This is a genomic window from Geobacter pickeringii (genome assembly GCF_000817955.1).
GTDB lineage: Bacteria > Desulfobacterota > Desulfuromonadia > Geobacterales > Geobacteraceae > Geobacter > Geobacter pickeringii.
On record NZ_CP009788.1, the window covers coordinates 1,523,152 to 1,548,943 of the forward strand.

At 64.8% G+C, this 25,792-nt stretch carries 21 protein-coding genes; 9 read left to right on the plus strand and 12 right to left on the minus strand.

Features of this window, described 5'->3' with window-relative positions; genetic code table 11:
* Positions 1–35 precede the first annotated feature (35 nt).
* Positions 36–1,037, minus strand: coding sequence for a phosphatidylserine decarboxylase (locus GPICK_RS06880; protein WP_039741630.1), 1,002 nt, complete (start codon positions 1,035–1,037; stop codon positions 36–38).
* Between the two features lie 13 nt (positions 1,038–1,050).
* Positions 1,051–3,468, minus strand: a complete 2,418-nt coding sequence (locus tag GPICK_RS06885; protein WP_052263333.1) for a hypothetical protein — start codon at positions 3,466–3,468, stop codon at positions 1,051–1,053.
* Positions 3,469–3,696: 228 nt separating this feature from the next.
* Between GPICK_RS06885 and GPICK_RS06890 the strand changes: the two genes are divergently transcribed.
* From GPICK_RS06890 to GPICK_RS16625, 3 genes are all read left to right on the plus strand, one after another.
* The gene (locus GPICK_RS06890; RefSeq protein WP_052263334.1) at positions 3,697–4,443 is read left to right on the plus strand and encodes a hypothetical protein; all 747 of its coding nucleotides are present in this window, start codon (positions 3,697–3,699) and stop codon (positions 4,441–4,443) included.
* A gap of 336 nt (positions 4,444–4,779) precedes the next feature.
* Positions 4,780–5,517, plus strand: a complete 738-nt coding sequence (locus tag GPICK_RS06895; protein ID WP_039741633.1) for a substrate-binding domain-containing protein — start codon at positions 4,780–4,782, stop codon at positions 5,515–5,517.
* Positions 5,518–5,598: 81 nt separating this feature from the next.
* Positions 5,599–8,070, plus strand: a complete 2,472-nt coding sequence (locus tag GPICK_RS16625; RefSeq protein ID WP_052263335.1) for a methyl-accepting chemotaxis protein — start codon at positions 5,599–5,601, stop codon at positions 8,068–8,070.
* A 33-nt stretch (positions 8,071–8,103) separates the two neighbouring features.
* Here GPICK_RS16625 and GPICK_RS06905 read toward each other — a convergent pair whose 3' ends face one another.
* From GPICK_RS06905 to GPICK_RS06940, 9 genes are all read right to left on the minus strand, one after another.
* Positions 8,104–10,260, minus strand: coding sequence for a hypothetical protein (locus tag GPICK_RS06905; protein ID WP_039741635.1), 2,157 nt, complete (start codon positions 10,258–10,260; stop codon positions 8,104–8,106).
* Positions 10,261–10,330: 70 nt separating this feature from the next.
* Positions 10,331–12,742 carry a glycosyltransferase gene (locus GPICK_RS06910; protein WP_039741638.1) on the minus strand — a complete coding sequence of 804 codons (2,412 nt, stop codon included), beginning with the start codon at positions 12,740–12,742 and terminating at the stop codon, positions 10,331–10,333.
* 45 nt (positions 12,743–12,787) lie between these two features.
* Positions 12,788–14,374, minus strand: a complete 1,587-nt coding sequence (locus GPICK_RS06915) for a GH3 family domain-containing protein (protein WP_039741639.1) — start codon at positions 14,372–14,374, stop codon at positions 12,788–12,790.
* Positions 14,371–15,453 (minus strand): hypothetical protein, encoded by a 1,083-nt coding sequence (locus GPICK_RS06920; RefSeq protein ID WP_039741642.1) that lies wholly within the window; start codon positions 15,451–15,453, stop codon positions 14,371–14,373. The genes GPICK_RS06915 and GPICK_RS06920 overlap by 4 nt, the downstream gene beginning before the upstream one ends.
* A gap of 109 nt (positions 15,454–15,562) precedes the next feature.
* Positions 15,563–16,870: an EAL domain-containing protein gene (locus GPICK_RS16630; RefSeq protein ID WP_052263336.1), complete on the minus strand. Its 1,308-nt coding sequence runs from the start codon at positions 16,868–16,870 to the stop codon at positions 15,563–15,565.
* Between the two features lie 15 nt (positions 16,871–16,885).
* A complete protein-coding gene (locus GPICK_RS17560) occupies positions 16,886–17,032 on the minus strand; it encodes a hypothetical protein (RefSeq protein WP_169745363.1) in 147 nt (48 codons plus the stop codon).
* Between the two features lie 21 nt (positions 17,033–17,053).
* Positions 17,054–17,365 (minus strand): STAS domain-containing protein, encoded by a 312-nt coding sequence (locus tag GPICK_RS06930; RefSeq protein ID WP_039741645.1) that lies wholly within the window; start codon positions 17,363–17,365, stop codon positions 17,054–17,056.
* A 59-nt stretch (positions 17,366–17,424) separates the two neighbouring features.
* A complete protein-coding gene (locus GPICK_RS06935; protein WP_039741648.1) occupies positions 17,425–18,396 on the minus strand; it encodes an ATP-binding protein in 972 nt (323 codons plus the stop codon).
* Positions 18,393–19,610, minus strand: coding sequence for a PP2C family protein-serine/threonine phosphatase (locus GPICK_RS06940; protein ID WP_039741650.1), 1,218 nt, complete (start codon positions 19,608–19,610; stop codon positions 18,393–18,395). The genes GPICK_RS06935 and GPICK_RS06940 overlap by 4 nt, the downstream gene beginning before the upstream one ends.
* A 246-nt stretch (positions 19,611–19,856) precedes the next feature.
* Between GPICK_RS06940 and GPICK_RS06945 the strand changes: the two genes are divergently transcribed.
* Both GPICK_RS06945 and GPICK_RS06950 read left to right on the plus strand, forming a co-directional pair.
* Positions 19,857–20,303: a MarR family winged helix-turn-helix transcriptional regulator gene (locus tag GPICK_RS06945; protein WP_039741653.1), complete on the plus strand. Its 447-nt coding sequence runs from the start codon at positions 19,857–19,859 to the stop codon at positions 20,301–20,303.
* Between the two features lie 75 nt (positions 20,304–20,378).
* Complete coding sequence (locus tag GPICK_RS06950; RefSeq protein ID WP_039741656.1) at positions 20,379–20,978, plus strand: YceI family protein; 600 nt, start codon at positions 20,379–20,381, stop codon at positions 20,976–20,978.
* Between the two features lie 200 nt (positions 20,979–21,178).
* On the opposite strand, the gene GPICK_RS06955 is transcribed toward GPICK_RS06950, so the two are convergent.
* On the minus strand, positions 21,179–22,189 hold the full coding sequence (locus GPICK_RS06955) for a methyltransferase (RefSeq protein WP_039741659.1): 1,011 nt from the start codon (positions 22,187–22,189) through the stop codon (positions 21,179–21,181).
* A 146-nt stretch (positions 22,190–22,335) separates the two neighbouring features.
* On the opposite strand from GPICK_RS06955, the gene GPICK_RS06960 reads away from it, so the two are divergent.
* The 4 genes from GPICK_RS06960 to gltX all read left to right on the plus strand — a co-directional run bounded on the left by GPICK_RS06960 (position 22,336) and on the right by gltX (position 25,733).
* Positions 22,336–23,625: an SAM-dependent methyltransferase gene (locus tag GPICK_RS06960; RefSeq protein ID WP_039741661.1), complete on the plus strand. Its 1,290-nt coding sequence runs from the start codon at positions 22,336–22,338 to the stop codon at positions 23,623–23,625.
* Positions 23,626–23,743: 118 nt separating this feature from the next.
* Positions 23,744–23,911: a hypothetical protein gene (locus GPICK_RS17565; RefSeq protein WP_169745364.1), complete on the plus strand. Its 168-nt coding sequence runs from the start codon at positions 23,744–23,746 to the stop codon at positions 23,909–23,911.
* 164 nt (positions 23,912–24,075) lie between these two features.
* Positions 24,076–24,261 (plus strand): DNA gyrase inhibitor YacG, encoded by a 186-nt coding sequence (locus GPICK_RS06965; RefSeq protein WP_236685669.1) that lies wholly within the window; start codon positions 24,076–24,078, stop codon positions 24,259–24,261.
* A 71-nt stretch (positions 24,262–24,332) separates the two neighbouring features.
* A complete protein-coding gene (gene gltX, locus GPICK_RS06970; protein WP_039741664.1) occupies positions 24,333–25,733 on the plus strand; it encodes a glutamate--tRNA ligase in 1,401 nt (466 codons plus the stop codon).
* The last annotated feature ends 59 nt before the right edge of the window (positions 25,734–25,792 follow it).

Consider the following 25,792-nt stretch of genomic DNA (forward strand, 5'->3'; position numbering starts at 1 on the left):
GGTGATCTCCGGGGTGCCGGCGGGGCCGCGCACCCTTAACCGGCTATGGCGTGGGCAAGAAGGGAGCGGACCGTGACGTCGGTTTCCACCAGGGGGCGCTCGAACCCGCGGGTGAAGCGGCTTGTGGCGGTGGGGTGCTCCAGGTTGCGGAGCAGATCATCGGCGAACCGCACCCGTCCTTTCTGGAAAAGCAGGACGTCGGTGCTGCTCCCCGGGCGGAAGAGGCTTTTGGGCTGCCCCTTCTCCACGAACATCCCCGGTTCCGGCGGCTGGGGCGCATCGTAGCGGTGGGCGCTGTAGCAGGGGGCGATCTCGCCGATCATGAGCGCCACCACTTCCACCATCGCCACGAGGCCGACGCAGCTGCCGCGGGGGACATCGGTGTCGATGACGGTCACTACCCGCTTGTTCTTCGAATAGGGGGTGGCGACCGTCACCACCGCCGTCGGGTTGCAGGAGTGGTAGGTCCCGTCGACTTCGTAGCAGTCGACGACCCGCCCGGAGACGGGGAGATGGTTGTAATGGTATTTGTCGGGGGTGAGGCGGAAGATGGCGAAGTCCCCGCCGGTGAAGGCGCGGAGCCATTCCCGCCGGCCGCCGAGGAGCTCCTCGAAGGAGAAGAACTTTTCCTTCAGGAAGAGGCTCGATGTCTCCGCGAAGGAGCCGACGAGCACCCGGGCATCCGCCGGGCAGACGATGGTGCCGGGCCCCTCCGGAAGGGGGCGGCATTCCCAGTAGCGGATCTGGCGTTCGAATACCTTGCGGGGGGTGTCGAGCCGGTCGGGGGGGACGAGGCATTCCGTCGGGTCGATGCCGCACTGTGCCATGAAGTTCCCTGCCGAGCGGAGGGGAAAGTCGAAATTGAGGTAGCCGAGGAGAGCCGTCGACCAGCTGCTAGTGGCGAGCCGGAAGAAGATCGGTGCGTTTTCCCGGGCTCCGGTGTAGAGCAGCCTCACCATCCGGTCGCCGATCAGCTGCTCCGTCCGGACTTCCCCGCTCTCCCGGTCGATGTACTGGTGCTGCAGTGAGAGGTGCATGGATCTGTCCTTATTATGAATTGGCATCTCCCCCGTCGCGGTGGACGGTGAGGAGAACGAGGTTGATGAGCCGGCGCAGTTCGGGAAGCGGCGCCTCGCCCCGCAGCAGTTCCTCCCTGATTCGCGAGAGGTATGCCGTGGCCTGCTCTCCCTGGAGGACAAAGCGGAGAGCCTTGCGAAACGCCTCGTCCTCCCCGGAAGGTTCGCGGTCGATCTGCGCGAAATCTTCTTCGAGAAATCGGAGCGCCTCGGCCAGATGCCGCCGACGGAGGGTCTCCCGGTAGTAGCGCTCCGCCCCTTCGTTGAACTCCCGGGCATTGACCGCCAGGGGGGAGGAGGCGTTCACCTCGGCGAGGATTCCGCGGGTCAGCCGGCCCGCGGCGCTGTACCGGTCCGGGTCATCCAGTCGTGCACTAAGGTCACGGAGCGTTTCGCCGAGCCCCATCATCTCGACGAGATCGGCGCCGTCTTCGGCGAGGACCCGCAGCAGTGCCCGACGGTATTCGTGAAGCGTTACCCGCAGATAGCCGGGGTAGCGGCGACTGGCGCGGATGCCGCGGGTCCGTTCGAGGAGCCGGCGCAGGAAGGCGTTGCCGCTGGTGCGGTGCACGTAGAAGGTCGGAATGCCGACGGCAGCACCGAAGAAGATCTGGCGGCGCTCGCTCTCCACGGAGGGGTCGTCGGGGATGTCGGCGTGGGAGACCATGCCGGTGGCCATATATTTGAACGCCAGGGCGGTCACCAGCGTCTGGATATCCACGCCACGCCCCATGTCCTCGGCAATGCTTTCGAACTGGCTGTAATACCTCCCCTCGAAGCCGGAAAATCCCATTTTGGCGAACTCGCGCTGCTTGTAGAGGAGATAGACCGACATCTGCTCGTCGAACACCCCCATGTCCGCCAGATCTTTCCGGAGGCGGTCGGCATTGCCCGGAGTGCCGTCCAGCGCGGGGCTGCGGACGGTGGAGAGGATGCAGACCAGGTAATCGACCAGACGGTAATCGGGGACGCAATCCCCCTTTAGGCCGAAGATGCCGCTCGCCATCCGGTCGAGCCACTGGGGGCCGAAGGGGGTGATGGGGGTGCCGAAGAACGACAGCCGCGCCTTCTTCCGCCACCGGCGCCAGAGCATCCGGAGATGGGTGTAGTCGAGCTCGTGGGGGAGGAAACCCAACGCCCGTTCGGGGTGGAAATCGGTATAGGCGAGCCGGTAGGGGGCAGCGCTGTAGGTGCCGACGAAGAGCGGCAGGAAGTGCTCGATGACCTTGGTGGCCAGATCTCCGAGATACTTCTCGTGCCGGGGGGTGAAGCCCGACGCGGGATTGCCGAGGGCCCCCGTGAGGAGCCGGCTGCCGAGGCTGACGTGGGTGCCGTTGTTGGCGAGGCTCACACTGGAGACGTTGGGGAGGACCACCAGGTTGTTGCAGATGATCCCCGCCTCCCGGAGCTTGGCCACGGCGTTCAGCTGGCTGCGGGAGAGGACCTGGTGGCAGAGCTGCATGTAGCGGTATTTTTCCTCGCCCCGGTCCCAGCCGGAGAGGCAGGGGCTCATGAAGAGCTCGCGGTAGAAGGCGTCGGGAACGAGGTCGTTCAGCTCCTTCTGGCGGACCGGCGGATGGGGGGCGAAGTAGATCATTGCCTGCTGGCCGCTCCGCTCCAAGCCGAACTGCCCGTTGGCGTAGCTGACGAGGAGCTGGGTCAGGAGGAAGCGGACGGCCGTTTCCCGGGCGATTCCCCGTCCCATGCCGGTTTGGGGGGAGAGGGGGACGACGTTGAACGAAAAGGTCTCCGGCGAGGTGTTGTCGTTCAGGTAGTGGCCTAGGAGCCGGATGCCAGTCCGCCGGATGACGGGGGGGAGAATCCCCTGGGTGCCGATATGGTCGGCCAGGGAGAGCTTTATGAGGTAGCTGATCGGGAGGCGGAGGTGCTCCTCCCCCTCGGCGACGGTTATGGAGAAGCGCTCCGCGTCGCTGCGGAGGCCCGCCGCCGGATTCCCCTTGTCGGCTCGGAGATCGGCTGCGAAGAGATGCGCGGCGAAGGGGGAGAGGAGCCGGCGCGGGAAGCGGACCCAGCTGTTCTCCCAGACCCGGGAGGGATTGTCGTTCAGGAACCGCTCCAGATCGCTCACGAGCCGCCGTGGCGCCTCACCGGCAGCGGCCCGCTTCATGATGTTGGCGAAGTAGTTCGACCGCTCGATGATCTGCGGCAGGTCCACCGCCTCCTTCGCCCCCATCACCACCGCCTGGAGCTCCGTTTCGGAACCGGCGGTCGTGTCGCCGGCGGTGAAGGGGAGCGATGCCGCCATCTGCCGGGGGGACGCGAATGAGACGCCGGCCAGCTCCAGCGCCTGCCGGATGGAGTGGAAGCCGTTCGCCGGTGCTTCCGGTGCGGTCCCGCCTTCTTCCAGGGTGAATGCGTGCTGCGTGGACAACGGCCTCTCCGTTTCTCGTGCCCCCTGCTGTCGGGCGCCGCTCTCATGAGTTGAATCATCGTACGGAGACATTGTTGAGCGGATGTGGCGACGGTGTTAAACATTCGACAAGAACGGCACAGGGAATTGTCACACAATTGTTACCCGGGTGGCGTTGACAATGGTGTGGTTTCGCCGCCATCATGGCGGCAGACGCGCACGATTTTCATGTAACGATGAGGTGTCACGATGCTCCGAAGAATACTCCCGGCCAGACGTCTCGGTGCCGGTGCCGTTTTCCTCTCCGGCCTGCTCTTTGCTGCCGTCGCCGCCGGCGGTGCCGAGTCCGAATCCCGGGAATCGCTCTACTCCATCTTTTCCCGGGGCTTTCGGGTGGGAGAGTTGAAGACGGTCTGCACCCCCGTCCCGAACGGGGGGAAAAAGGTGGTGAAGTTTTCTTCCACCACCAAGGTGAACGCCAATTTCGTCTTCTACTCCTATGCCCTCGATACGAAGGAGGAGGCGCTCGTGGGGAGCGAGGGGGCATTCCGCTACCGGCGCACCACCCGGGAGAAGGAGTCCCGGGCCGAAGTGGAGGGGCGGCTCGAAAGCGGCCAGTTCCAGTTCGACGTGAACGAGAACGGCACGCGGCGCCGCATCGCCATCGACCGCCACGCCTACGACCACACAACCATGGAGTGCCCGGAAACCGCCATGAAAACGCCCGGGGAGCGGCTGTCGCTCCGGCTCCTGGACCTGGAGCGGCTCGAGGTGGTGGTGCGGCACTACCGGTACGTGAAGGACGAGGTGGTGACCATCAACGGCGCGCGGATCGCCTGCAAGGTCATCGACTTCGACGATCCCCACAAGAAAGGGCGCCGGTGGATCAGGGGAGACGAGGCGGGAGTCGTCATCGCCCGCCAGGAGGGGAGCGGACAGGGGGGGAGCTATTCGCTGCGGATGACGAAACTCTCCGGCTATCCTGGTGAGAACTGACACCCGGAAGCTATGCTGCGGGATAGTCATTGTTATCTTTGGTTGTTGGTTGGTACTGCCATAGCAGAGCAAGTTTATGTTAGTTTGGTATTATGTTATTTTGTTTAGTTAATATATATCTGTATCAAATTTTATTGATATTTTAATCTCATATATACTTAGTCTGAAATAAATGATATTGCCAATATTAGACAGTATAGAAATTTATGAATTGTATACTTAAAATTAATTAACTGTTGGCTCTGTTACGATTTGGTAAACATAATAAAGCCTGCTCAAGAAATGTTCAGTCCCTCCGATACATAGAATCAGAGTGATCAATAAAAGGAGGGCTACATGAGGAAAACGTTTGTACTTCTGACAATCTGTTCGCTGGCGATTACGGCATCAGCCGGTGCCGAGACGATCAAACTCTGCGGATCGTCGACCGTCACCAAGAAGGTGATCTCGAAGATCCAGGAGCCGTTCCGTCAGGCCACCGGGATCGACCTTGCCGTCAACCCCAACGGTTCGGGGAACGGGGCAAAGGATCTCCTTGCCGGGACGTGCGACGCGAGCATGGCCTCCGAAAGCCTGAAGGAGCTCCAGCAGGGGGTGCCGGGGCTGGCCGCTCCCGATGTCAAGGCGAACGTCGTGGCAGAGGACGAGATCAAGGTCTTCGTCAACAAGGCAAATCCCGTCTCGAAGCTGACCCGCGAGGAGGTGAAGGGGCTTCATACCGGTGCGATCAAGAACTGGAAGGAGGTAGGGGGAGCCAATGCCGACGTTGTGGTGGTGACCTCCCACAAAGGGTCCGGGAACCGTTCCGCGTTCATGAATCTCGTCATGGACGGCCAGCCGTACTCGGCCGACGCCGTTGAAACCGCAACCGACGTGGCGGAACTCAAGGAAGTGGCGACCATGAAGGAGGCAATATCGGCCATCGGCGAGGCGTTCATCAACGATACGGTCAAGGTGGTGGAGACTCCGAAGATCGCCCGGCAGCTCCTTATCATCACCAAGGGTGAGCCGAAGCCGGGCGTTGCCCGACTGCTGACGTTCATCGGCGGCGAGGGACAGAAATTTCTCAAGTAGCTGTCGTCAGCAACCGCATTAACCTGAGCCCGGGGACCCCTCCGGGCTCTCAGTCGTTTTCCTGAAGGAGCACTCTGACCCATGACCATAACCACCAAACTCCGCCTGAACGCCCTTATCGTCGCCAGCGTCGTCTGCCTCCTGGCGGGGACCGGCATCGTCAGCCTCGGCCTCGTTAAAGGCAAACTTTCCTATCTCATCCAGACGAGCACCCCGTTCCAGGTCCGGACCACCGAGCTGCAGCAGAAGATCCAGGAGGCCGTCGCCGCGCTGGTGAAGCTGAGCGTGGCCGCCAATACCCAGGAATTCTCCCAGGCAAAAGGAGCGCTGGGCGAGGCCCTCGGCGAGGTGAAGAAGTCCCAGGACGCCCTTGAGGGTCTCTCGGGGCAGCGAAGCGACATCCACGACGAGCTGTCGCGCACCGCCGGACAGCTGACGGCAGTGACCGAGAAGCGGCTGAAGGCGGAGGGGGATGTGGCGGCCGCTCACCGGACCATTACGGAGCGGAGCCAGAGGATGGCGGCCACGCTGCGTGAGCTCGACGGCCGCATCACGGCGCTCCAGGCGACCAATGCCCGGAGCTTCGCGAAGTCCTTCGGTGCCTCCAAAGGGGCCACTGCCCAGCGGGTCAACCTTGAGACGCTCCGTGCCTCCCTCGATCAGCTCCAGCTGCTCCTGGCGACACTCCCGGCCGCCAGGGAGCGGAAACAGGTGGTTGTCCTCAAGAGCAGGCTCAACGGCATCGTCGACAACTTCCTGGAAAACCCCACCGTCCGCGAATCGAAGGAATTCACCGCCGGCGGCAAGGCCATCAGGCAGAAGATTGCCGACATCCTCGCCCTCCATGGCCAGTTGCTGAAGCAGCCCGATGACGGGGGCCGGCAGAAGCTCGACGAGCTCATTGCCGAGACGAAGGAGCAGAGCATCGGTTCCCTCATCGCCTCCTTCGACGTGGCGGTGGAGCGGGCAAGCCACGACTCCTCTGCCGCCGGCCGCGCCCAGGAGACAGCCTTCCAGCAATCCAATGTCTCGGCCGGGATTCTGGCCGAAAACGCCACCCTTGTCGCCGCCGGCCTGACGCTGGACGGCATCGCCACCCGCCTCTTCATCGCCGACACCCCCGAGGAGATCGCTCGTCTGGAGGCGGAGATGAACCGGCTTTTCTCCCGGATCGACGCCAGCCAGCGGGGGCTGGAAAAGGCCCTGGCCTCGGCGCGGGCCACGGCAGAGCTGAAGCTCCTGAAGACGGCGGAGGGTTCCCTGCGGGATATGCGCGGGCTGCTGAGCGGCGGGGAAGGGATCATCGCCCGCGTCCGCGGAGAGCTCGCCCTCAAGCGTGACGCCGCGAGGATGAACGAAGAGATGCGGGTGATGGTGCAGCGCTATGCGGAAAAGGGGCGGGCGGAAATCATGACCGCCCACAAGGAGCAGGAGGATTCGGCGCGGGGAGTCAACCGGATCGTACGCCTGAGCATCACCACCCTCGCCGCCGTCGGCGGGGCCGTCCTCGTCTTTACGATCTTCTTCAGCACCGTGGTCGGCCGCAGCATCACCCGACCGATCAGGGAGCTGGGGGATATCGCCCAGTGCTTCGGCAGCGGCGACTTCTCGCGGCGGATGGACGAGACGCGCCGGGACGAGTTCGGCGCACTGGCGGTACCGTTCAATCAGGCCTCGTCACGGATTTCGGAGATAACCGGCAAGCTCTCCGAGGCGATCCGCTACCTGGCCGACCATTCCCGGCACCTCTCTGGCACCGCCGGGGAACTCTCGGAAGGGGCGCGGGGCCAAGCGCTGCAGACGGCCCAGTCGGCCTCCGCCATGACGGAGATGACCCAGACCATCACGGAAGTGGCCGGCAACGCCCTGGCGGCGGCCGAGGCCTCCCGGGATGCACTCTCCACCGCCACCCGGGGGAACGAGGTGGTCACCGAAACCCTGGCCGGCATGGAGCTCATCGCCGTATCGGTGCGGGAGACGGCGACCCTCATCAACCGGCTCGGCATCCGCTCGGAGAAGATCGGGGACATCGTCCGGACCATCGAGGAGATCGCCGACCAGACCAACCTCCTGGCCCTCAACGCCGCCATCGAGGCGGCCCGGGCGGGCGAGGTGGGGCTCGGATTTGCCGTGGTGGCCGACGAGGTGCGCAAGCTCGCCCATCACACCACGGAGGCGACCGCCGAGATCGCCGGCATGGTCCGGGACATTCAGGAAGGGATCACCCACTCGGTGAGCGCCATGGAGACCGGCAATGCCCGGGTTGTGGAGGGGGTGCGCAAGGCGGGGGAGGCGCGGCAGGCCCTGGAGGCGATCGTGGAGGCTTCCAACCGGGGGACCGACATGGTCGGGCGGATCGCCACCGCCTCCGAGGAGCAATCGGCCACCGCCCAGCAGGTGGCCGCCAGCGTCGAGAGCATCGCCGACATCACGCGCCGGACCGAGGCCGAAACCGACGAGATCATGCGCTCCTCCTCCGAACTGCAGCGGATTGCGGACGAACTCTCCAGCATGGCCGCATGGTTCAAGGTGAGCGGAAACCGGGCGGCGTAGCGGGGGGCGGTGCCTCGTCCGCACCGTCCGTCCTCAGAAGAGAAGGCTCTCCAGGCCGAGGGTCTTCCTGAAGTTCCACAGCTTCATGAACAGGGCGTCGAACCGCCGCTGCCGCACCTGTTCTTCCTCGCGCCGCCAGAAGAAGAGATCGCTAGCCGGGTAGAGATAGCCGAAGTCGTAGGCGGTATGGTCCGGCCGCCGGCGGGCGATGAGGGGGAGGGGGTAGCGGTACCCTGCCTCCTGTTCCCGCACCAGGGTCAGTCCCTCCTCCCGGAGGGCGGCGGCCCGGGCCAGGCACTCCTTCGCTGCGGAGCCCGCGGGCTGCCACCAGTGCGGCGCCGCGCGCTGCGCCACAAGCCCCCTGATGGTGAGGGCGCGGTGCCGGGCGCGCAGGGCCGTGACCCGCATCCCGCGGACCAGTTCACCACAGAGTCCCCGTTCCTCCTCACCCCCTTCGTTTCGTTCCCGTTCCCGCGCCATTTCCCGCTCGATCCGCGTCACCAGGTCCTCCACGACGGAGGCATACTCCTCCAGGAGGGCAACCGGCCCCTTCAGGACCGCATCCGCCTCCCGGTCGGAGGCGCCACTGATGAGCCACCCATACCGGAAGGGGGGCTCGGGCTGGAACGGCTCGTTGAAGGGGGGCGGAAGCTCGGAGAAGGGAGCCAGGGCCGCCAGGTACCGGAGGAGTTCGTGCTCTTTCAGGTAGCGGGTCTGCACCTGGAGTGCCTCCTGCCAGAGGGTCCGGAGCCGCGGGGTGGGGGCGAGGTCGCCCAGGACGCTGAGGGGGGTGGTGGGGACGGGGCTGCCATTGGCGCGGAAGCGCCAGGACCAGCGGGCGATGCTCCAGTCCGTCAGCCAGTACCCCCATTCCCACCCTGAAGTGAAGGTGAGATGGCCGGGGACCCCGGCCTTTTCCATGCTCTCCATGTCCGACCAGCGGGCCTCCAGGTAGGGAAGGAGGAAGAGGGGGACCGAGTTGTCGAAGGCGACCCAGTAGGCCGACTCGGGCCAGTACCAGGTCTCCCGTCGGAGGCTCTCCCGCCGGGCCCGCTCCATCATGAAGCGCTGGTTGACGTTGCCGTAGACCGGTGCCTTCGGTTCGGTGGCGGAATAGCACATGACGGTGTGGATCAGGACGCCGCAGTTCTTCTTCTCCGGTTCGGTCGGGGGTGGGGTGGCGCCGGCGGATTCGTCCGCCCGTTCCTCCCTGCTCCGGATGACGTGGGTGACTTCCATGACCCGTGTCCGGTAGCGCCCCGTTATCTCCTGCACGAGGTAGCCCTTGAGGCCAGTGAGGACCCCGCCGAGGTCGGGGAGATACTCACCCATGGCGAGCTCCACGGAGACGAAATCCCACGGCACCTGGAAGAGCCAGGCAAGGGTCCGGTCCACCTGCCGGCGGTAGGGGACGGGGCGCAGCGGCTTGAAGAGCTGGAACGCCTGCTGCTGGAGCATGCAGAGGGAGAACTCCACCCCCACGGCGACGCCGCGCCGGTGGGCATACTCCACGATGGCCCGGGCGTGGGGAGGCCAGCGTCTCCGGTCCACATCCCGCAGGAGGTAGAACTGCATGGTGTTCTGCCCGTTGCGGGCGAGCCAGTCGATGTATCCCTGGACGTCGGCCAGGGCGCCGGGGCGCGTCGGGTCGTGGAGCTGCTCGGTGAGCTCGATGGGGTGGAGGGTGTGGAGGTGGAATCCCCTCGTTGCGAAGCGCGGGGCGGCCTCCCAGGTGAAACGGTCCGGCAGGGGCCAGTGCCGGTGGTGCGGGACGATGGTCCGGGCCGGATGGTAGAACCTGAAGCCGAGCCGTTCCTGGAGAAGCCCGTAGAGGGCGGCCGCCGTCCCGCGGGACGAACGGCTCTCTTCCCGCAGCACGATCCTGCCGCCGGTGCGCTCCGAGCGCCACGCATAGGCGTCGTCAGCCACGGAGCCGCCTCCGCGGGCCGCCGGTGCCGTGAGAACCAGCGCGACCCGGGCGGTGCGGTCGTTGAGGGAGACCCGGGCGGCGGGAAATGCCTGCTTCAGCAGGGCGAGCGAGTCGTCGACGGCGCTGCGGGCAACGGGATCGGCCAGGAGGGGTGCGGGGGCGATGATGCTGAGCGATGCCGCGGGGGGAGCTGAGGCGGCGGCGCTGCCCCAGGCGCTGAGAATGAAGATGACGAAGAGGACGAGGCGAAGACGGATCATGGCAGGGAAGGGCGGCAGTGTGCGACTGGGTGAAAACGGAAGGGGCGCAGCCTGAACCGGCGGTGCAGCCTCAGCCGTTGACGGTGCGGTGGTGCTGCCGCAGGATGGTGCTGTAGGCGTCACCGGTGGCGAGGGCCCCCGCTTCGGTGAAAGCACGGGCATGTTCCCCCATCGCCCCGATGCTGCGGGGATTGCGCAGGAAGCAGAGGAGGGCGTTCACGAGCCCCTCCCGGCCGATGTGCTCGATGACGAGGCCGGTCTCGCCGTCAACCATCAACTCCTTCGGCCCCCCCTCGTCGGAGACGATGACCGGAAGCCCGGAAGCCTGGGCCTCCAGGACGACGTTGCCGAAGGTGTCGGTGGTGCTCGGGAAGACGAAGACATCGGCCGAGGCGTAGCACTCCTGCAACTCCTCCCCCGCCAGGTAGCCGGTGAAGAGGGCCGGGTACCCCGCCAGCCGTTCCTCCATCTCCCGCTTGTAGGGGCCGTCGCCGACGATCACCAGCCGGGCGTCGTGCCCCCCCTCGCAGACGGCGATAAACGCCTCGGCCAGGAGTTCCAGATTCTTCTCGCGGGAGACCCGGCCGACATAGAGAAACTTCACCCCGTCACCGAGGCCGTAGTGGTCCCAGTAGCGGGGATTTCTCCGGGAGGGTGAAAAGGCGGCGGTGTCGACCCACCGCGGCAGCGGGCGGGTCTTCTCCGCGGGGATTCCCTGCTCGATCAGCTGCGTCCGGGTGCTGGCGGAGGGGACCATGATTTCACCCATCTGGCCGTAGAACCATACCATGTAGCTCCAGGCGGCCTTCTCCAGCATCTCGTCGTTGGTCAGGCTCTTCACGTACTGGGGGATGTCGGTATGGTAGGTGCCGGCGATGGGGATGTCCATCAACTTGGCTGCCAGCAGGGCCAGGAGGCCGACGGTCCCCGGGGTGCTGACGTGGATGCTGGTGAATCCCTCCCGCTCGAAGTAGTCGATGACGTCGAGGATCGGCGGGAAGTGGAGCTTGATCTCCGGGTACTCGGGGAGGACGAAATCGCCGATGGATTTGAAGTTCATCACGCCGTCGGCATAGCCGGTCTCGGCGGGGGACGAGGTGATGACCGTCAGCTCGATGCCGCGGCTGCGGGCGGTCTCGATGAGCCGCCTGATGGTGATGGCGACGCCGTTGATCTCGTGGAGGGTGTCGGTGAAAAGGGCGATCTTTTCCTTCCGCTCCACCTTGCCGAGGAGCATGAACCGGTCGTCCAGCTCCTTCATGAGCCCCTTGCCGCGGTGCTGGTGATGGAACGAGACATAGTAGGGGGAGATGAGGAGATGCACCAGGCCGATGGTGCTGCAGGACTGGAACAGGTCGAAGATCCCACCCTTCAGCGAGAGCCGCGTCAGCCGTTCGGTGTAGAGGTAGATCATCCGGTTGGCGAGGTAGCTCGTGATGGTGAAGATCTTCCGGTTCCGGGTCTCGCTGTCGATCTTCTGCAGAAAGCCGGTGTCGTTCATCAGCCGCCGCGCTTCCCGGTCCAGGAGCTGCTCGAAGCTCCCTCCCTCCCGGCTCTCGTAGACCTCGGGGAGGTTCTTCCGGACGAAGAACCGGATCTTTTCCATGAGGGAGAGCGGCTCGGCGCCGCTGTCGAAAAATTTCTTCAGGAGGGCGTTGACGAAGGGTGTCGCGCGGTTAGAGCCCCCTTTAAGGCGCTCGCGGTAAAAGCTGTAGCCGATGCCGTAGATGCTGTGGGCGAGGGTCAGGGCATCCCCGTCCTCCCCTTCGGCCCACGAGCGGCGGTCGAGCACCTCGGTCATGAATTCGGTCAGCGTCTCGCCGCGGGAGGCGGCCGTATGGGCCCGGGCGATGAAGAGCCCGCCATGGTCGTCCGAACCGCCCACCATCCCCTTGCGCCACGGCTCCGCACCCATCGGCTCAAGGCCGTGCTTCTCCGCCAGGTGCGCCAGCCGCTGGGGGGTGAGGGAGGAGATGACATTCTCGGTGAACGTGTTGAACCGCCTGGCCCGGGCGCCGTTTTTCACCTCGAAGATGGTGAAGAGCAGGAGGAGCTTTTCGATGTGGTCGGCGCTGAGCTTTTCGTTCTGGGCGTAGAGCGGATGGGCGAGGAAATGGGGGATGCCGCTGGCGTGAAGGTAGGAGGCGAGTTCGTAGATATTCTTCCGCAGCTGCATGATGTCGCGGTAGACCGCCTCGGTGATGTCGAGCACCACCACGTGCACCTTGCAGTTGTCCTCGGGGAAGTAGGCCGTCACCTCCACGCTGATGAAGGCGCCGGGGAGGTGGGCGATTTCCAGCGCTCCCGAGATGGTGTTGTGATCGGTGATGGTCACGAAGTCCATCCCCATCTCCCGCGCGGTGGCGTAAAGATGCTGGGGGGAGGTGAAGCTCTCCGGGCAGTTGAACTTCCTCAGCGCCCAGTAGGTCGGCTTGTTGGAGTGGCTCGAATGAACGTGGAGGTCACACTTGTATGTTTTCATGGCGCAAGTATGGCGCGGCCGTCTTACGACCGCTTGAACGGTCCGTTACGGGTGCGAAACAATTGACGATCCCGCCGGGCGCTCGGCAAAGGAGGCGAGGCTCTGGATCAGCTCGCCATCCACCGTCGGGTCGATGTGGGGGATCTTGCTCTGGCCGCCAAGCTTGCCGCGGACCTCTTTCGACCAGTGATAGATGCACGCCTCGTCGACGCAGACGACGCGCGGCTCGGCGATTCTCCCCTGCTCGCGGAAGGTGGCGTAGTCGGCATTGAGGGAGCGCAGGGCCGCGTCGAGGTGTCGCCCCGGTTCCGCTCCCCGCTCGTCGTGCATCTCCCCGACGGAGAGGACCCAGAGGTGTCGCCGCCCCGCGATGTCGGGGCCCACCATGAACTCCCGGATCTCCACCCCGGCCCGGTGGTTGAGCCGGGCGACGGCCTCCTCCACTTCCCCCTGGGTCACCTTCTCCTCGAAGCGGTCGAGGAACTTGTCCCTGCCGGTGAACTCGATGAAGAGGGGAGAGCGGTCGGTGAAGCGGATGGTGTCGCCGATGTGGTAGCGCCAGAGGCCGGCGCAGGTGGAGAGGATCACGGCATAGCGCTGTCCCGTCTCGATCTCTTCAAGCGGTACCGCCGCGGCGTCCGGTGCCGGCACCCCCCGCTCGTCGAGGGCCTCGAAGGGAACGAATTCGAAGAAGATGCCGTAGGAGGGGGCGAGCCGCATCCGCTCCTCGTCCAGGAGCTGGAACGCCATGAACCCCTCGGAGGAGGGGAGGACTTCGAGGAAGTGGGGGCGCCGCTCACCGAAGAGGAGGTCGAACTCGCGCCGGTACGGCTTCATGCTCGTGCCGCCGTGGATGATGAGCTCCAGGTTTGGCAGGAGCTCGCCCACGGAGCGGTGTCCCATCTCCTCCACCCGCTGCAGGAGCAGGATGATCCAGGGGGGGACGCCGGAGATCCCCCGGATGGAGCTGTCGGTCAGGAGGAGAGAGGCGAGGGAGACGACTTTTTCCTCCCAGGGGAGGGCCGAGACCGCCATTCCCGGCGCCACGAAGGGGCGGAGGTAGAAGGGGCGGTGGCGGAGCGTGATGGCGCTCATGTCGCCGCTCCTGACGCCGGGGCCCAGGTCGGAGAGATCGGTGCTCCCCGCCATGTAGAGGAGCTTCCCCTTGAAGAGCCGGCTCCGGGGATTGCGGTGGAGGTAGCAGGCGGTCATGTCAAGGGCCGCACGCTTGTTGGCGGCGAACATGGCGCGGGAGAAGGGGATGTATTTGGTCGGCGCCGTGGTCCCCGAGGTCTCGCAGAAGAAGGGGATCTTTCCCGGCCAGGTGACGTCCTCCAGGATGAGGCGCCGGGCGCCGTTCACCTCCCGGAGGCCGGCGCTGAAGTAGTCCCGCCAGAAATCGGCGTAGGTCCTGATCGGGACGCGCCGCCGGAACTCGGCGTAAAGGCGCTCGAACGGCTCGCCGGCAAGTTCCGCGAAGCCGTGCTCCCGGCCGAAGCGGGTGGTCGCGGCCGTGGCGACGAGGCTGGAGAGGATCTCCCGCTGGATGGCCTGTGGGTCGCGGCACTCGAAATTCCGCGCCATGGCGCTCGCTCCGGCCTTGAGCATCAGGTCGATGCCGGATCTGATCATGAAACCACCGCCAGTCTGACGCCGGAGACGAGCTTGTCGTACCACCCCTCGATGAGCGGATTGTAGCAGTGGTGGTGGAAGATGAGGGAGGCATGGGCGACGGTGTCCCCGTTCCCGCTGGAGGCGACGGTGCGGACCTTCCCGCGGGGGAAGAGCCGCACCCGGAGGGTGGAGTCGCGCAGCGCCGTCAGGGTGGGGGAGGTGGGGACGAGGGTATTTTCTTCATCCTCGGCGATCATGACCAGGGCCGGGCCGCCGAAGATGGGGGCCGCGACGTCGAAGGAGGCATCCTTGAGGGCCAGGGTCCGCTGGTACCCCCCGAAATACGGCGTCGACTGGATGACCCCCATGATCTTCCGGCGGATGGAGAGGTGACGGTGGGACAGCGTCCGGTTCTCCGCCCCCGTCTCGAAGAGGGCCTGGAAGCCGCGGCGGGCCCGCTCGATCTGGCGTTCCACGTCGCCGGCCTTTTCCGGCTCCGCCTGGAAGATGCGCCGCAGGCTGCTCTCCAGCATCCTGACCCCGCCCCCTTTTTCCCGTTCCGGGCGGACGAGGTCGGCGGTGCAGAGGACCGGGCTCACAAAGACCGTCCCGCCGATGGCGAGGGAGTCGTGGGCGCAGGCCCGGAGAAACCGCCTGACGAGGGAGCAGCCGAAGCTGATGGAGAAGATGATCGGCCGTTCGCCGCGGCGGTTCAGGTGTTCGATGAGATCGGCCAGCTGGGCGAAGAACATCTCGGCGGAAAAGCCGTTGCGGGCGAAGTTGAGGTAGTAGATGCTGCCGTAGCGGCGGAAGAGCTCCCGCTGGAACTCCACCGCCTCCGTGGCGTCGGGGACGAATCCGCCGATGACGATGGTCGGCGTGGTGCCGGCCCCCTTCTCCTTGAAAATATGATTGCGGACCGCGTGGAAGCCCGACAGGCGTTCCCTCAGCGCGAACTCCCGCCGCCGGATCCTGGCGGTGAACGGTTTGATGGCCATCTGGCGGAAGATGCTGCTGGCGGCGCTTGCCATTCCCATCAGGGTTGGATTGCCTCGGGTGACCTTGTGAGCCAGGGGGAGCACGGCGCTGTTGATCATCTAAATTCTCCGTCGTTTTTGCCTATTGTTATGGCATGGGACGGTTACAGCGCTGTTTCGGGAATGAAAAAGTTGGGTTGTGACGGCGGGAGAAGGGCCAAAACCGCGGTTACGGCTGGTCGCTGCGCAGGTGCAGGAAGGGGTGATGCGTGGCGGAGTAGGGAGTGGCGGACGGCTTCGCCAGGAGGTACCCCTGGCCGAAGGCGACTCCCGCCTTGATCAGGTGGTCGAGCTCTTCGGTCCGCTCGATCCCCTCGGCGACGATCCGGGCGCCGATCCGGTCGCAGAAGATCACCAGCGAGTCGAGGAGGGCCTGCTTCATGGGAGAGCTGTCGATCCCCGCCACCAGGAAGCGGGCGAGTTTCACGTAGTCGGGCACGATCTCGGTCAGCATCCCGAGTCCGGCGTACCCGGCGCCCAGGTCGTCGATGGCGATGGAGTACCCCTGGTCCCGGTAGTGGTCGACGAGTTTGCGGAAGAGCCCGTAATCGGATATCAGGGCCTTTTCGGTGAGTTCGAAGGTGACGCGGGTCCGGTCGATGCCGAGATCGTCGAGGAGTTCGGCGGTTCCCCCCGTGCGGTGCCGGGGGTCCGCCAGCAGGGTGGGGCAGGCGTTGAGGAAGATCCGTCCGCCGATTCCCAGTGCCGCTGCCTTTACCAGCGCCTTCCGCCGGCAGAGGATGTCGAGGGGGGAAACCAGCTGGTGCTCCTGGGCCTTCTCGAAGAGCTCATCGGGGTTGGCGAACAGGGAGGAGCCGGAGATGCGGCTGAGGGCTTCGTGGCCGTGCAGCTCCCCGGTCGCGAGGCAGAAGATCGGTTGGTAGACGGGGGTGACCCCGGCGGCGGCGATGATCCTCCGGATCTCGTCCCGCTCCTCGGTGGCCCGGCGCGAGGCGGGCGACTGGGCGCCGAAGAGCTCCTGAAAGGCCCTGAACAGGGCGTTGTCGGTGGTCTCGCCCGGCTGGTTCACCAGAAGCACGCCGTCGACGTGGATTCCGTCGTTCTCTTCCGGGGAGAACAGGGCATGCTCCTGCCCCCCCAGGACGTGGAGATGGCGCTTCAGGCTCCTCCGTGCCAGCTCCAGGTCGCGCCGGAACTCCTCATCTCCGTACTCCCCTTCCGGAGCCAGCAGGAAAAAGAATTCTCCCTCGCCCGCCTGGTACCCCCCCTCGATGGTCCCGGTGAGCCTGCCGTTGACCATGCGCAGGAAGAGCGTGATCAGCCGCGAGCCGCTCTCGGCGATCTCCAGGGATGGCGAGAGATAGACGCCGATGATCCCCACCTGCCGCGAGGCCAGGAGCCGCTCCCGGAACCGGGCGAAGAGATACCCGCAGTCGGCGAGGGAGTCTTCGACCCGGGGAAGGGGGGGGCGGAAGGGGATCGGTGCGGACGGATATGTGATGTCGAGATTGTTCACTGGATGGGACCGCGGTCAGCCGTTCAGCATGTCGGCAATTTCTCTGCCGTAGTAGGCCACGTTCGCCTCGTAGTAGGAATCCCTGAGGCCGCGCAGCTTTTCGATCTGTCGGTCCAGTTCCGAGAGGCCGCTGATGGAGGGGAGGCGCCGAATGAATTTCATGGAGGAGCTCCTTTCGTCCCGTCAGGATTCGGGGGTGGCCAGAAGGAAGATGCCCGTCATCTTGAAAAGCATGGCGTTCATCTGACTCAGGCCGCGGATGGTGATCCGGATGTTCCGCTCATCCCGCAATGCCTTGAAGAGTCGCAGCAGGAACGCGATTCCCATGGAATTGATCCTTCCGGTGCCGCTGAAATCGCAGCGGATGTCAGGGCCGCTCACCCTGCCGCCCAGCGCGGCCATCTGTTGTTCCGCCTTGGCATCGATCGTCCCGTAGAAGTTGATGACCTCAACGATGCCATCGCGCATGACCTCGGTTTTGAAATCGGTTTCCATGAAATCTCTCCTTTCGTTCGTGTGCCTCCCTCCTCCCTGAGTGCTGCACGGTGTGCAATTCAGGCGCAGTCGCGCCACGCGGTGATGTGGAATCCCTTCGCGTCCGGCAGGTCGCCGGGGGGGGCGAGCTTCACGTGACCGCTCACGACGGTTTCCTGGCCGGGAGTTATGGAGACATGGAGGTGGTCGATGAAGCGCCAGATGAGAAAGAGCCCCAACCCGCCGTCCGTGGGGGGGAGCCCCTCCCGGTCGCGGTTTCGGCTGAAATGCTCGATAACCTCTTCCGGCCGCAGACTTCCCCAGCCGTCGGCCACTTCCATGGCGAGGGTCTCTCCGTCGAACCCGAACCGGAACGCGATTTTTTCCCCGGGGAGCATGCTGCGGGACTCTCCCTTGTGGAAGAGACGCCCCCCTCCGCTGTCGCGGGGAGCGCCGGAGAGGGAGTTTTCAATCATTTCGTCCGCGACGAGGGCGGCCCGCTGGCGGAGAAACTCGGCCTCGGCCGTGGTGCCGTTCACCGTCCGTTCGAGGCGGGCAATGAGCGCTTCCTTGTCGTCGCTGGAGGAGAGGGCGAACTCGTGGATCGCCGTGCCCGGCATGAGGCAGGTCGACACGCGGTCGCCGGCGTTGTCTCCGAGGGAGGCAACGGCGATGCGCAGGGGCGACTCTCGCCGGCCGTCACCCTCCCCCGGCGGGACCGGAGCGACGACGAGATTGCGGATGCCGTCCCGGAAGAGGGGGGCGACGGCGGGAAACGGATCGTCCGCCGGCGAAACGAGGAGAATTTCCACCGCCGCGTGATACTCCCTGATCGTCTCGATGACATCCGAGGCTTCATTGGGGTAGAACCGGGCCGACAGGAGGATGAAACGGGGATGGGGAACGGCTTCGCACGCTTCCCGGATCGAGGCGGTGAGCGGAGCGCGGGCCACGGCGGTCAGGGTGCCGGGGATCGAGGCAAGGTCACGTTGCCAGAGGTATCGATCCGCGTCGTCCCTGAGGATGGCGAGGATGGTCGGGTAGGTGGTCATGACTCCTCCTGTGTACGGTTGTTGAACGATGCGACGAGGAGGGTGACATCGTCGTCGAGGGTTGAGACGGCGGTAAACCTATGGATTGCCGCCAGAAGCTGTCGTCTCAGAAGACCGGGCGGGGCCTCCAGGTGTTCGCGAAGAAACGCCTCGAACCGGTCGTATCCAAAATCGCTCCCCGTCCAGTCGGCGGCCTCGATGATCCCGTCGGTATAGACGAAGAGCCGGTCACCCGTATCAAAGGGGGTGCTCCACTCCGGATAGAACGCGTCGTGTTCGAAACCGAGCGGAAAGCCGGAGGCCTCCTCGATCAGCTCGAGCGCCCCCGAGGAGTGCCGGAAGCGGTACGGAAAGGTGTGGCCGGCATTGGCCATGGTGGCGATCCGCCGCTGCTGATCGATGTTGATGGCGATGCAGGTCATGAGGAGTCTCTGCCGTGCCGTGGCCAGCACGGCGTTGTTCATCCCCGACAGGAGGGCCGACGGCGTGGTGACTCCCGCGGCGATGAGGGTGTGGAGGCTCGCCTTGGCCGCCGTGGTTACCATTCCGGCCTGAACGCCGTGACCGCTCACGTCTCCCATGACGATGCAGACCGTGCCGTCGGCGAGGGGGACGTAATCGTAGAAGTCGCCTCCGATCTCCGTGGAGGTGATCATCTCCGCGCTGATGACGATGTCGCCGAAGCGGGCGGTCTGGAGCGGGAGCAGATCCTGCTGGATCCGGCTTGCCTTGTCGACCTCCTCGCGAATGCGCGCCGTGAGGGCGTTCAGGGTCTTCAGCAGGTCCGCCTGGGTCCGGGCGATGCTCATCATCAGGAGCGCCACCGACGCGATGCCGAGGCAGCGCGCGCCCTCCATGACCGGAAACGAGTCGATCTCCAGGGCCGGATCGGCCGCGAGGAGTCGCTCCAGCGCGCTGTTCACGTCGAGATCGGCATCCAGGGCGAGCGGCCGTTCTTCCAGGAGGAATCGGATTGGTTTTTTCCCGAAGAGCTCCATGGAGAAGGGACGGCCGAGATGGCGGAAAAAGAGCACCTTCCGGCTGATGATCCCGAGAAACTCTTCACCGTCGATTATCGGCAGCGCGAGAAGTGTCTCGTCCCGGCGGAATATGCCGACGACATCGCGCACAAGGGTATCCGGGGAGATCCCCGCGCTTGCCACCGTGATCTCCCGCACCCGCGGTACTTCGGTCAGTTCAGATCCTTCGGCCATGTCGGTACCCGCTGTGACGGCGCCCCCCCCGGTCGGTGCCCCGCCGAATCTCCCGGGGCGTCATCCTTTCATTAAACAGTATCGGCCCGAAATGTTACCGTTATGTCACATTTGATTGAATGTTTCAGTACTTCGAACGGCACATCTGTCAATGATAACGGCGCTCTTTTTCATACTTGACAGGATCGGTGTCAAGGTATAGTTTAATATCAAATCGTTTGACATGGATTAGTTGCGGAGATAAAAATGAAATCATCACACACCACGACATATCGCGCCCTGAACACGTACACCAAGCTGATGCGCGCGGCGGAGTCGGTCACGGGCCGGGTGAACCGTTCCATGGCGGCGTTCGACCTGACCATCAGCCAGTTCGGTGTCCTGGAGGCCCTCTACCACAAAGGGCCGCTCTGTCAGCGGGACATCGCGGCCAAGATCCTCAAGAGCACCGGCAATATTACCCTGGTCATCGACAATCTGGAGAAGCGGGGACTGGTGCGCCGGGAGCGGGACAGCGCCGATCGGCGCTATCTGACCGTGCATCTTACCGGCGAGGGGACCGCGATTATCGCCGAGGCCTTCGCCCGGGTGGAGGCGGCCATTTTCGCGGAGATGGCGGCGCTCAACGATGAAGAGCAGGAACTGCTGGGAAGGTTGTGCAAGACGCTGGGATTGAAGAAAGGGGGCAGTTGACGCAAAAAAATTGAGCTAGCAATTTAACATCAAACTAATCATGAGTGATGTACTACACAAAAAAGGAGACGAAACATGAAACGCCTTATTGCATCCGTAGCCGCCATCATCGCACTGGCCCTGCCGGCGGTCGCCCCGGCAGCCAGCTGGAACATCGACCCCGACCATTCCAACGTTGGTTTCAAGGTGCGCCACCTGATGGTATCCAACGTCAGGGGGAACTTCGAGAAGCATTCCGGGACCGTCGAGATCGACGAAAAGGACATCACCAAGTCGAAGGTGGAGGTCACCATCGACACCAGTTCCATCAACACGAATGTGCAGAAGCGCGACGAGCATCTGCGCAGTGCCGATTTCTTCGATGTGGCCAAGTATCCGACCATGACGTTCGTGTCGAAAAAGGTGGCCCGGGCCGGCAAAGACAGGCTCAAAGTGACCGGCGATCTGACGCTGCACGGCGTGACCCGCCAGGTGGTGCTCGATGTGGAAGGGCCGTCGAAGGAGAGCAAGGACCCCTGGGGCAACATCCGTCGCGGCGCCACGGCCAACACCAGGATCAACCGCAAGGATTTCGGCCTCGTCTGGAACAAGGCGCTTGAGTCCGGCGGCGTTGTCGTGGGCGACGAAGTGACCATCACCCTCGAGATCGAGATGGTCAAGGCCCAGGCCAAGTAATTCCACGTTGCCTTCTCGTTGGCAACTTCCCCCCCCCCCGCCCCTCTCCCAATGGACGGGGGGGAAAGTCAAACCCTCTCCCACGGGGAGAGGGTGGCCGAAGGCCGGGTGAGGGGTAAAAATCACGAAGGATGGCGTCCGGGCCGGTCGGCACACAGCTGACCGGCCCGGATTGCATCCGGCGTCCTGAACGGCCGGGGTTACCTGCCGCGTGGAACCGTGGCGACGATGACGCCGGCGCCGTTGGGAAGCTCCAGCGGAAGGCGGCGGATCTCCTCGAACCCGGCCGCCGCCAGCATGGCCGTCAATTCGCCCTGGGAATAGGCCTGTCCGGCGGTGGTGCCGACGAGCATGTTCAGAGAGAAGAGCGCCGGGAAGAGGGGGCCGTCCTTCGAATCGTCGAGGATAAACTCCTGCACCAGCACCATGCCGCCGGGATCGAGGGCGGCCGCCGCCTTGCGGAGGATCACGGCGCACCCTTCCGCCCCTTCGGCGTGGAGGATGTGGGAGAGCCAGGCCACGTCATAGCGCCCCTCGATCTCGCCCACGATGAAGTCGCCATCCCGGAATTCGATACGGTCGGCAAGCCCGAAGCGGTCGATGGTTTTCTCGGCAAAGGGGCGGGTGGAGGGGAGGTCGTACACGACGGCGGCGAGGCCGGGGTTCTGTTGGCAGAAGTGGATGGCGTAGGTGCCGGGGCTGCCACCCAGGTCGAGGAGTCGGCGCCGCCCCGCGAGGTCGATGTGGGGGACGATGCGGGGCGCCACCAGCATGGCGAGGTTGAACATCCCCATCTCGAAGCTCTCCCGCACCGCCGCATCATCGGTATGGGAGACCTGGTCCCGGACCGGCCGGCCGCTCCGCACCCCGTCGGCCAGACGGAGCCAACTCGCCATCAGATGATGGTGGTGGAGGATGATATGGCCGAGATACTCCGGGGAGGTCCGGGCAAGGAACCGGGTGGCAAAGGGGGTGGCGGCATGGCGTTCCCCCTCCTTGGTCAGCAGCCCCATGGCCGTCAGCGCGTTCAGCAGCATGGCGAGGCCGCGTGCATCGCACCCCAGGCGTCCGGCCAGTGCGGGGGTGGTGAGCGCTCCTTCCGTCAGGGGGGTGAAGAGGTCGAGCTTTACGCCGGCGTGCAGGGCGCAGGTGCTCCAGTAGCCACCCGAAAGCTGCAGCAGATCGGCCGGAGTCCATCCGTTTTTTTCCATGGGCGCCTCCTTGGGGTGAATTCACGTTTCTCCCAGTTTAAACCGGGATGACCGGCAGCGCAACGGGGCGTTGTCGGCCCTTGCCAGCATCACATTCCGTCGTAGAATTGGGATATTGGATTCCATGATGACCACGGAGGGACGTCATGCACGAGCACGTCGTCGGGGGGAGGGAGAAGCTGCGGAGCGTCGCCCTGGAATTTCTGGAGGCAGCCCTGGCGCAGGTACGGCCGGCGGAGTTCGCGATCCGCCTCTGGGACGGCACCGTCTGGAGTCCGGTCCCCCATGCTCCCCCCCGCTTCACCCTCGTCCTGCATCATCCGGGCGCCCTGCGCCGCATGTTCCTCTCTCCGAGCCAGTTCTCCCTTGGCGATTCCTATATCCACGGTGATTTCGACATCGAAGGGGATCTCGATGCCGCGTTCTCTTTTGGCGATGCGCTCCTCGACCGGTCGCGGCGATGGCGGGAGCGGCTCGCCCTGGGGCGCCGGCTGCTGCGGATGCCGGCGCCCGAACGCAGCGGCGGGCTGGGGACGCCGCTGCGGGGGGCGGTCCACTCCCGGGAACGGGACCGTCAGGCGATCGGCTTCCATTATGACATCTCCAATGACTTCTACCGTCTCTGGCTCGACCGGCGGATGGTCTATTCCTGCGCCTACTTTTCCTCTGCGGATGACGAGCTCGACCCGGCCCAGGAGCGAAAGCTCGACTACATATGTCGGAAGCTCCGCCTGGAGCGCGGCGAGCGGCTTCTCGACATCGGCTGCGGCTGGGGGGCGATGGTCATGCACGCGGCGCGGCATTACGGGGTGGACGCGCTGGGGATCACCCTCAGCGCGGCCCAGGCGGAGTTGGCCGCCGGGGAAATCGGCCGGGCGGGGCTCGGCGAACGCTGCCGGGTGGCGGTTCGCGACTACCGCGACCTGGAAAACGAGGGGGCGTTCGACAAGCTGGTGAGCATCGGAATGGTGGAGCATGTGGGACGCAAGCGCCTGCCCGAATACTTCGCGCTGGCCTGGCAACTCCTGCGGCCGGGAGGGATCTTCCTCAACCACGGCATCTCCGAGAGCCTCACCAATCCTCCCCCCCGAGGGAGATCGTTCATCGACCGCTACGTCTTCCCCGACGGCGAACTGGTGCCGGTGAGCGAGATGGTGCGGGTCGCCGAGGCAGCGGGCTTCGAGGTGCGCGATATGGAGAGCCTGCGGGAGCACTACGCCTTGACGCTGCAGAGGTGGGTGTCGCGCCTCGATGCCGCCTGGGACGCCGCCCGGCAGGCAACCGACGAGGTGACGTGCCGCGTCTGGCGCCTCTACATGGCCGGATCGGCCCACGGTTTCGCCACGGGGCGGCTGAACCTGTATCAGCTCCTGCTCGTGAAGCCGCAGGGAGGGGCGAGCGGGTTTCCGCTCACGCGGGACTATCTCTATTCTTAAGCTTATCGGCAGTGATGTACCTGTCGGGGCATAAAAAGCTAAAGGTTCTGACAGGTTTGCCGATAGAACACTGGAAGGAGAGAACATCTCCGCATCAATCGCCTTCTGGAGCAGCTTCATGGAAGAGGCCGTATTCAAATTCCCGTTCCTTTCCCTGGCCCAGGTCCACTCCTTTGCCATGGACCGCCCCGTCTCCATCGTGTTCGGGCCGGACCAGATGTACTGGGTTGTTTCCGACCGGCTCGCCCAGGAACTCTATCGGCGCGGTTTCGAGTTTTGCCCCTGAGTCTTGCCTGCAGCGTCGTCTGCCGGTGCCGGCGTGGCGGGGGTGTTTACCCGTTGACTTGCCGGCGTCTTTGGAAGTAGAATCCGGCTTCGGAAGCGTGGCCGGAGTTGATACACCAGCCCCCGGGGATGCGTGAGCGCCTGGGGTTTTTTGTTTGTACGCCCATGGAAAAGAAGATCATGAAAATAAACTGCCCCCGCTGTCGGACCGAGACCGTCTGGGAGGGGAACCCCCACCGCCCGTTCTGCTCCGCACGGTGCAAGAACGTCGACCTGGCGGCGTGGGCCGACGAGGAATACCGCATCGCCAGCGACGAGGTTGCCGTCGATGACGAATCGAATGATCGCTGACATGGGGTCCTCGCAACGCAGAGCGGCCCCGCAATCGTTTCGCAAACGCTTCGCATCGAGAAGGAGTTGACATGTCCACCGTACGTCTCCGTTTTGCACCGAGCCCCACCGGCTATCTCCACGTAGGTGGCGCCCGGACTGCGCTGTTCAACTGGCTGCTCGCCCGAAAGCAGGGGGGGACGTTCGTCCTCCGTATCGAGGATACCGACGTGGCCCGTTCCACCCAGGAATCGGTCGACGCTATCCTTCAGGGGATGGAGTGGCTCGGTCTCGACTGGGACGAGGGGCCCTTCTACCAGTCGGAGCGCTTCCCGGTCTACAAGGAATTTGTCGAGAAGCTGCTGGCCGAGGGGAAGGCCTACAAGTGCTACTGCACGCCGGAGGAGCTTGAGGAGCGGCGCGAGCTGGCGATGCGGGAGGGACGGAAGCCGAAGTACGACGGCACCTGCCGCAATCGGACCGGCGAACTGCCGGACCGCCCCTACACCGTTCGCTTCAAGGCCCCTTACGAGGGGGTGACGGCATTCGACGACCTCATCAAGGGACGGATCGCCTTCAACAACGAGGAGCTCGACGACCTGATCATCCAGCGTAGCGACGGTACCCCCACCTACAACTTCGTCGTGGTGATCGACGACGCCACCATGGGGATCACCACGGTGATCCGGGGCGACGACCACGTGAACAACACCCCGCGCCAGATCCTCCTCTACGAGGCCCTCGGCTATCCGGTTCCCCGCTTCGCCCATGTGCCGATGATCCTCGGCGCCGACAAGACCCGCCTCTCGAAGCGCCACGGCGCCACCAGCGTCATGGCCTATCGCGACATGGGCTTCCTCCCCGAGGCGATGGTGAACTACCTCGTGCGGCTCGGCTGGAGCCACGGCGACGAGGAGATCTTCAGCCGCGACGACCTCATCGAGAAGTTTTCCATCGAGGCGGTAGGGAAATCGGCCGGGGTCTTCAACCCCGACAAACTTCTCTGGCTCAACCACCATTACATCAAGGAGAGCGCCCCCGAGCGGCTGGCGGAGCTCCTCGTGCCGTTCCTGAAGGAGCGGGGTGTCGACCCGGCGGCCGGACCGAGGCTTCCCCTCGTGGTGAAGACCCTGCAGGAGCGGTCGCGGACCATGGTGGAGATGGCCGATGGGGCTATCTTCTACTACAAGGGTGATTTTGCCTACGAGGAGCAGGCGGCCGCCAAGCATTTCGTTCCCGATGCGGCACCGCTTCTTGCGGCGCTCGCGGGGAAGCTCGAAGCGCTCGCCGACTTCTCCCAGACGGGGATCGAGGCCCTCTTCAAGGAGTTCATCGCCTACAAGGGAATCAAGCTGGGGCAGGTGGGGCCGGCGGTCCGCGTCGCCCTCTGCGGCGGGACGGCGTCCCCCGGCATTTACGAGGTGGTGGAGGCCCTGGGGCGGGAGGAGACCGTCGCCAGGCTCCGGCGGGCCGTGGCGTTCATCGCCGGATAGATCTGCCGCCGGCACGGGCAGAAACGGGGCGCCCCGGTCGTTGATCGGGCGCCCTTTCT

Coding starts and splice junctions, on each gene's coding strand:
- GPICK_RS06930 (WP_039741645.1), bottom strand. CDS start 17,365: ATGGAAACCGATTTCAAAACCGAGGTCATGCGCGATGGCATCGTTGAG.
- GPICK_RS06880 (WP_039741630.1), bottom strand. CDS start 1,037: ATGCACCTCTCACTGCAGCACCAGTACATCGACCGGGAGAGCGGGGAA.
- GPICK_RS06935 (WP_039741648.1), bottom strand. CDS start 18,396: ATGACCACCTACCCGACCATCCTCGCCATCCTCAGGGACGACGCGGAT.
- GPICK_RS06950 (WP_039741656.1), top strand. CDS start 20,379: ATGAAACGCCTTATTGCATCCGTAGCCGCCATCATCGCACTGGCCCTG.
- GPICK_RS06965 (WP_236685669.1), top strand. CDS start 24,076: ATGGAAAAGAAGATCATGAAAATAAACTGCCCCCGCTGTCGGACCGAG.
- GPICK_RS06955 (WP_039741659.1), bottom strand. CDS start 22,189: ATGGAAAAAAACGGATGGACTCCGGCCGATCTGCTGCAGCTTTCGGGT.
- GPICK_RS17565 (WP_169745364.1), top strand. CDS start 23,744: ATGGAAGAGGCCGTATTCAAATTCCCGTTCCTTTCCCTGGCCCAGGTC.
- GPICK_RS06895 (WP_039741633.1), top strand. CDS start 4,780: ATGAGGAAAACGTTTGTACTTCTGACAATCTGTTCGCTGGCGATTACG.
- GPICK_RS06940 (WP_039741650.1), bottom strand. CDS start 19,610: ATGGCCGAAGGATCTGAACTGACCGAAGTACCGCGGGTGCGGGAGATC.
- GPICK_RS06920 (WP_039741642.1), bottom strand. CDS start 15,453: ATGATCAACAGCGCCGTGCTCCCCCTGGCTCACAAGGTCACCCGAGGC.
- GPICK_RS06890 (WP_052263334.1), top strand. CDS start 3,697: ATGCTCCGAAGAATACTCCCGGCCAGACGTCTCGGTGCCGGTGCCGTT.
- gltX (WP_039741664.1), top strand. CDS start 24,333: ATGTCCACCGTACGTCTCCGTTTTGCACCGAGCCCCACCGGCTATCTC.
- GPICK_RS06945 (WP_039741653.1), top strand. CDS start 19,857: ATGAAATCATCACACACCACGACATATCGCGCCCTGAACACGTACACC.
- GPICK_RS06910 (WP_039741638.1), bottom strand. CDS start 12,742: ATGAAAACATACAAGTGTGACCTCCACGTTCATTCGAGCCACTCCAAC.
- GPICK_RS06915 (WP_039741639.1), bottom strand. CDS start 14,374: ATGATCAGATCCGGCATCGACCTGATGCTCAAGGCCGGAGCGAGCGCC.
- GPICK_RS06905 (WP_039741635.1), bottom strand. CDS start 10,260: ATGATCCGTCTTCGCCTCGTCCTCTTCGTCATCTTCATTCTCAGCGCC.
- GPICK_RS17560 (WP_169745363.1), bottom strand. CDS start 17,032: ATGAAATTCATTCGGCGCCTCCCCTCCATCAGCGGCCTCTCGGAACTG.
- GPICK_RS16625 (WP_052263335.1), top strand. CDS start 5,599: ATGACCATAACCACCAAACTCCGCCTGAACGCCCTTATCGTCGCCAGC.
- GPICK_RS06960 (WP_039741661.1), top strand. CDS start 22,336: ATGCACGAGCACGTCGTCGGGGGGAGGGAGAAGCTGCGGAGCGTCGCC.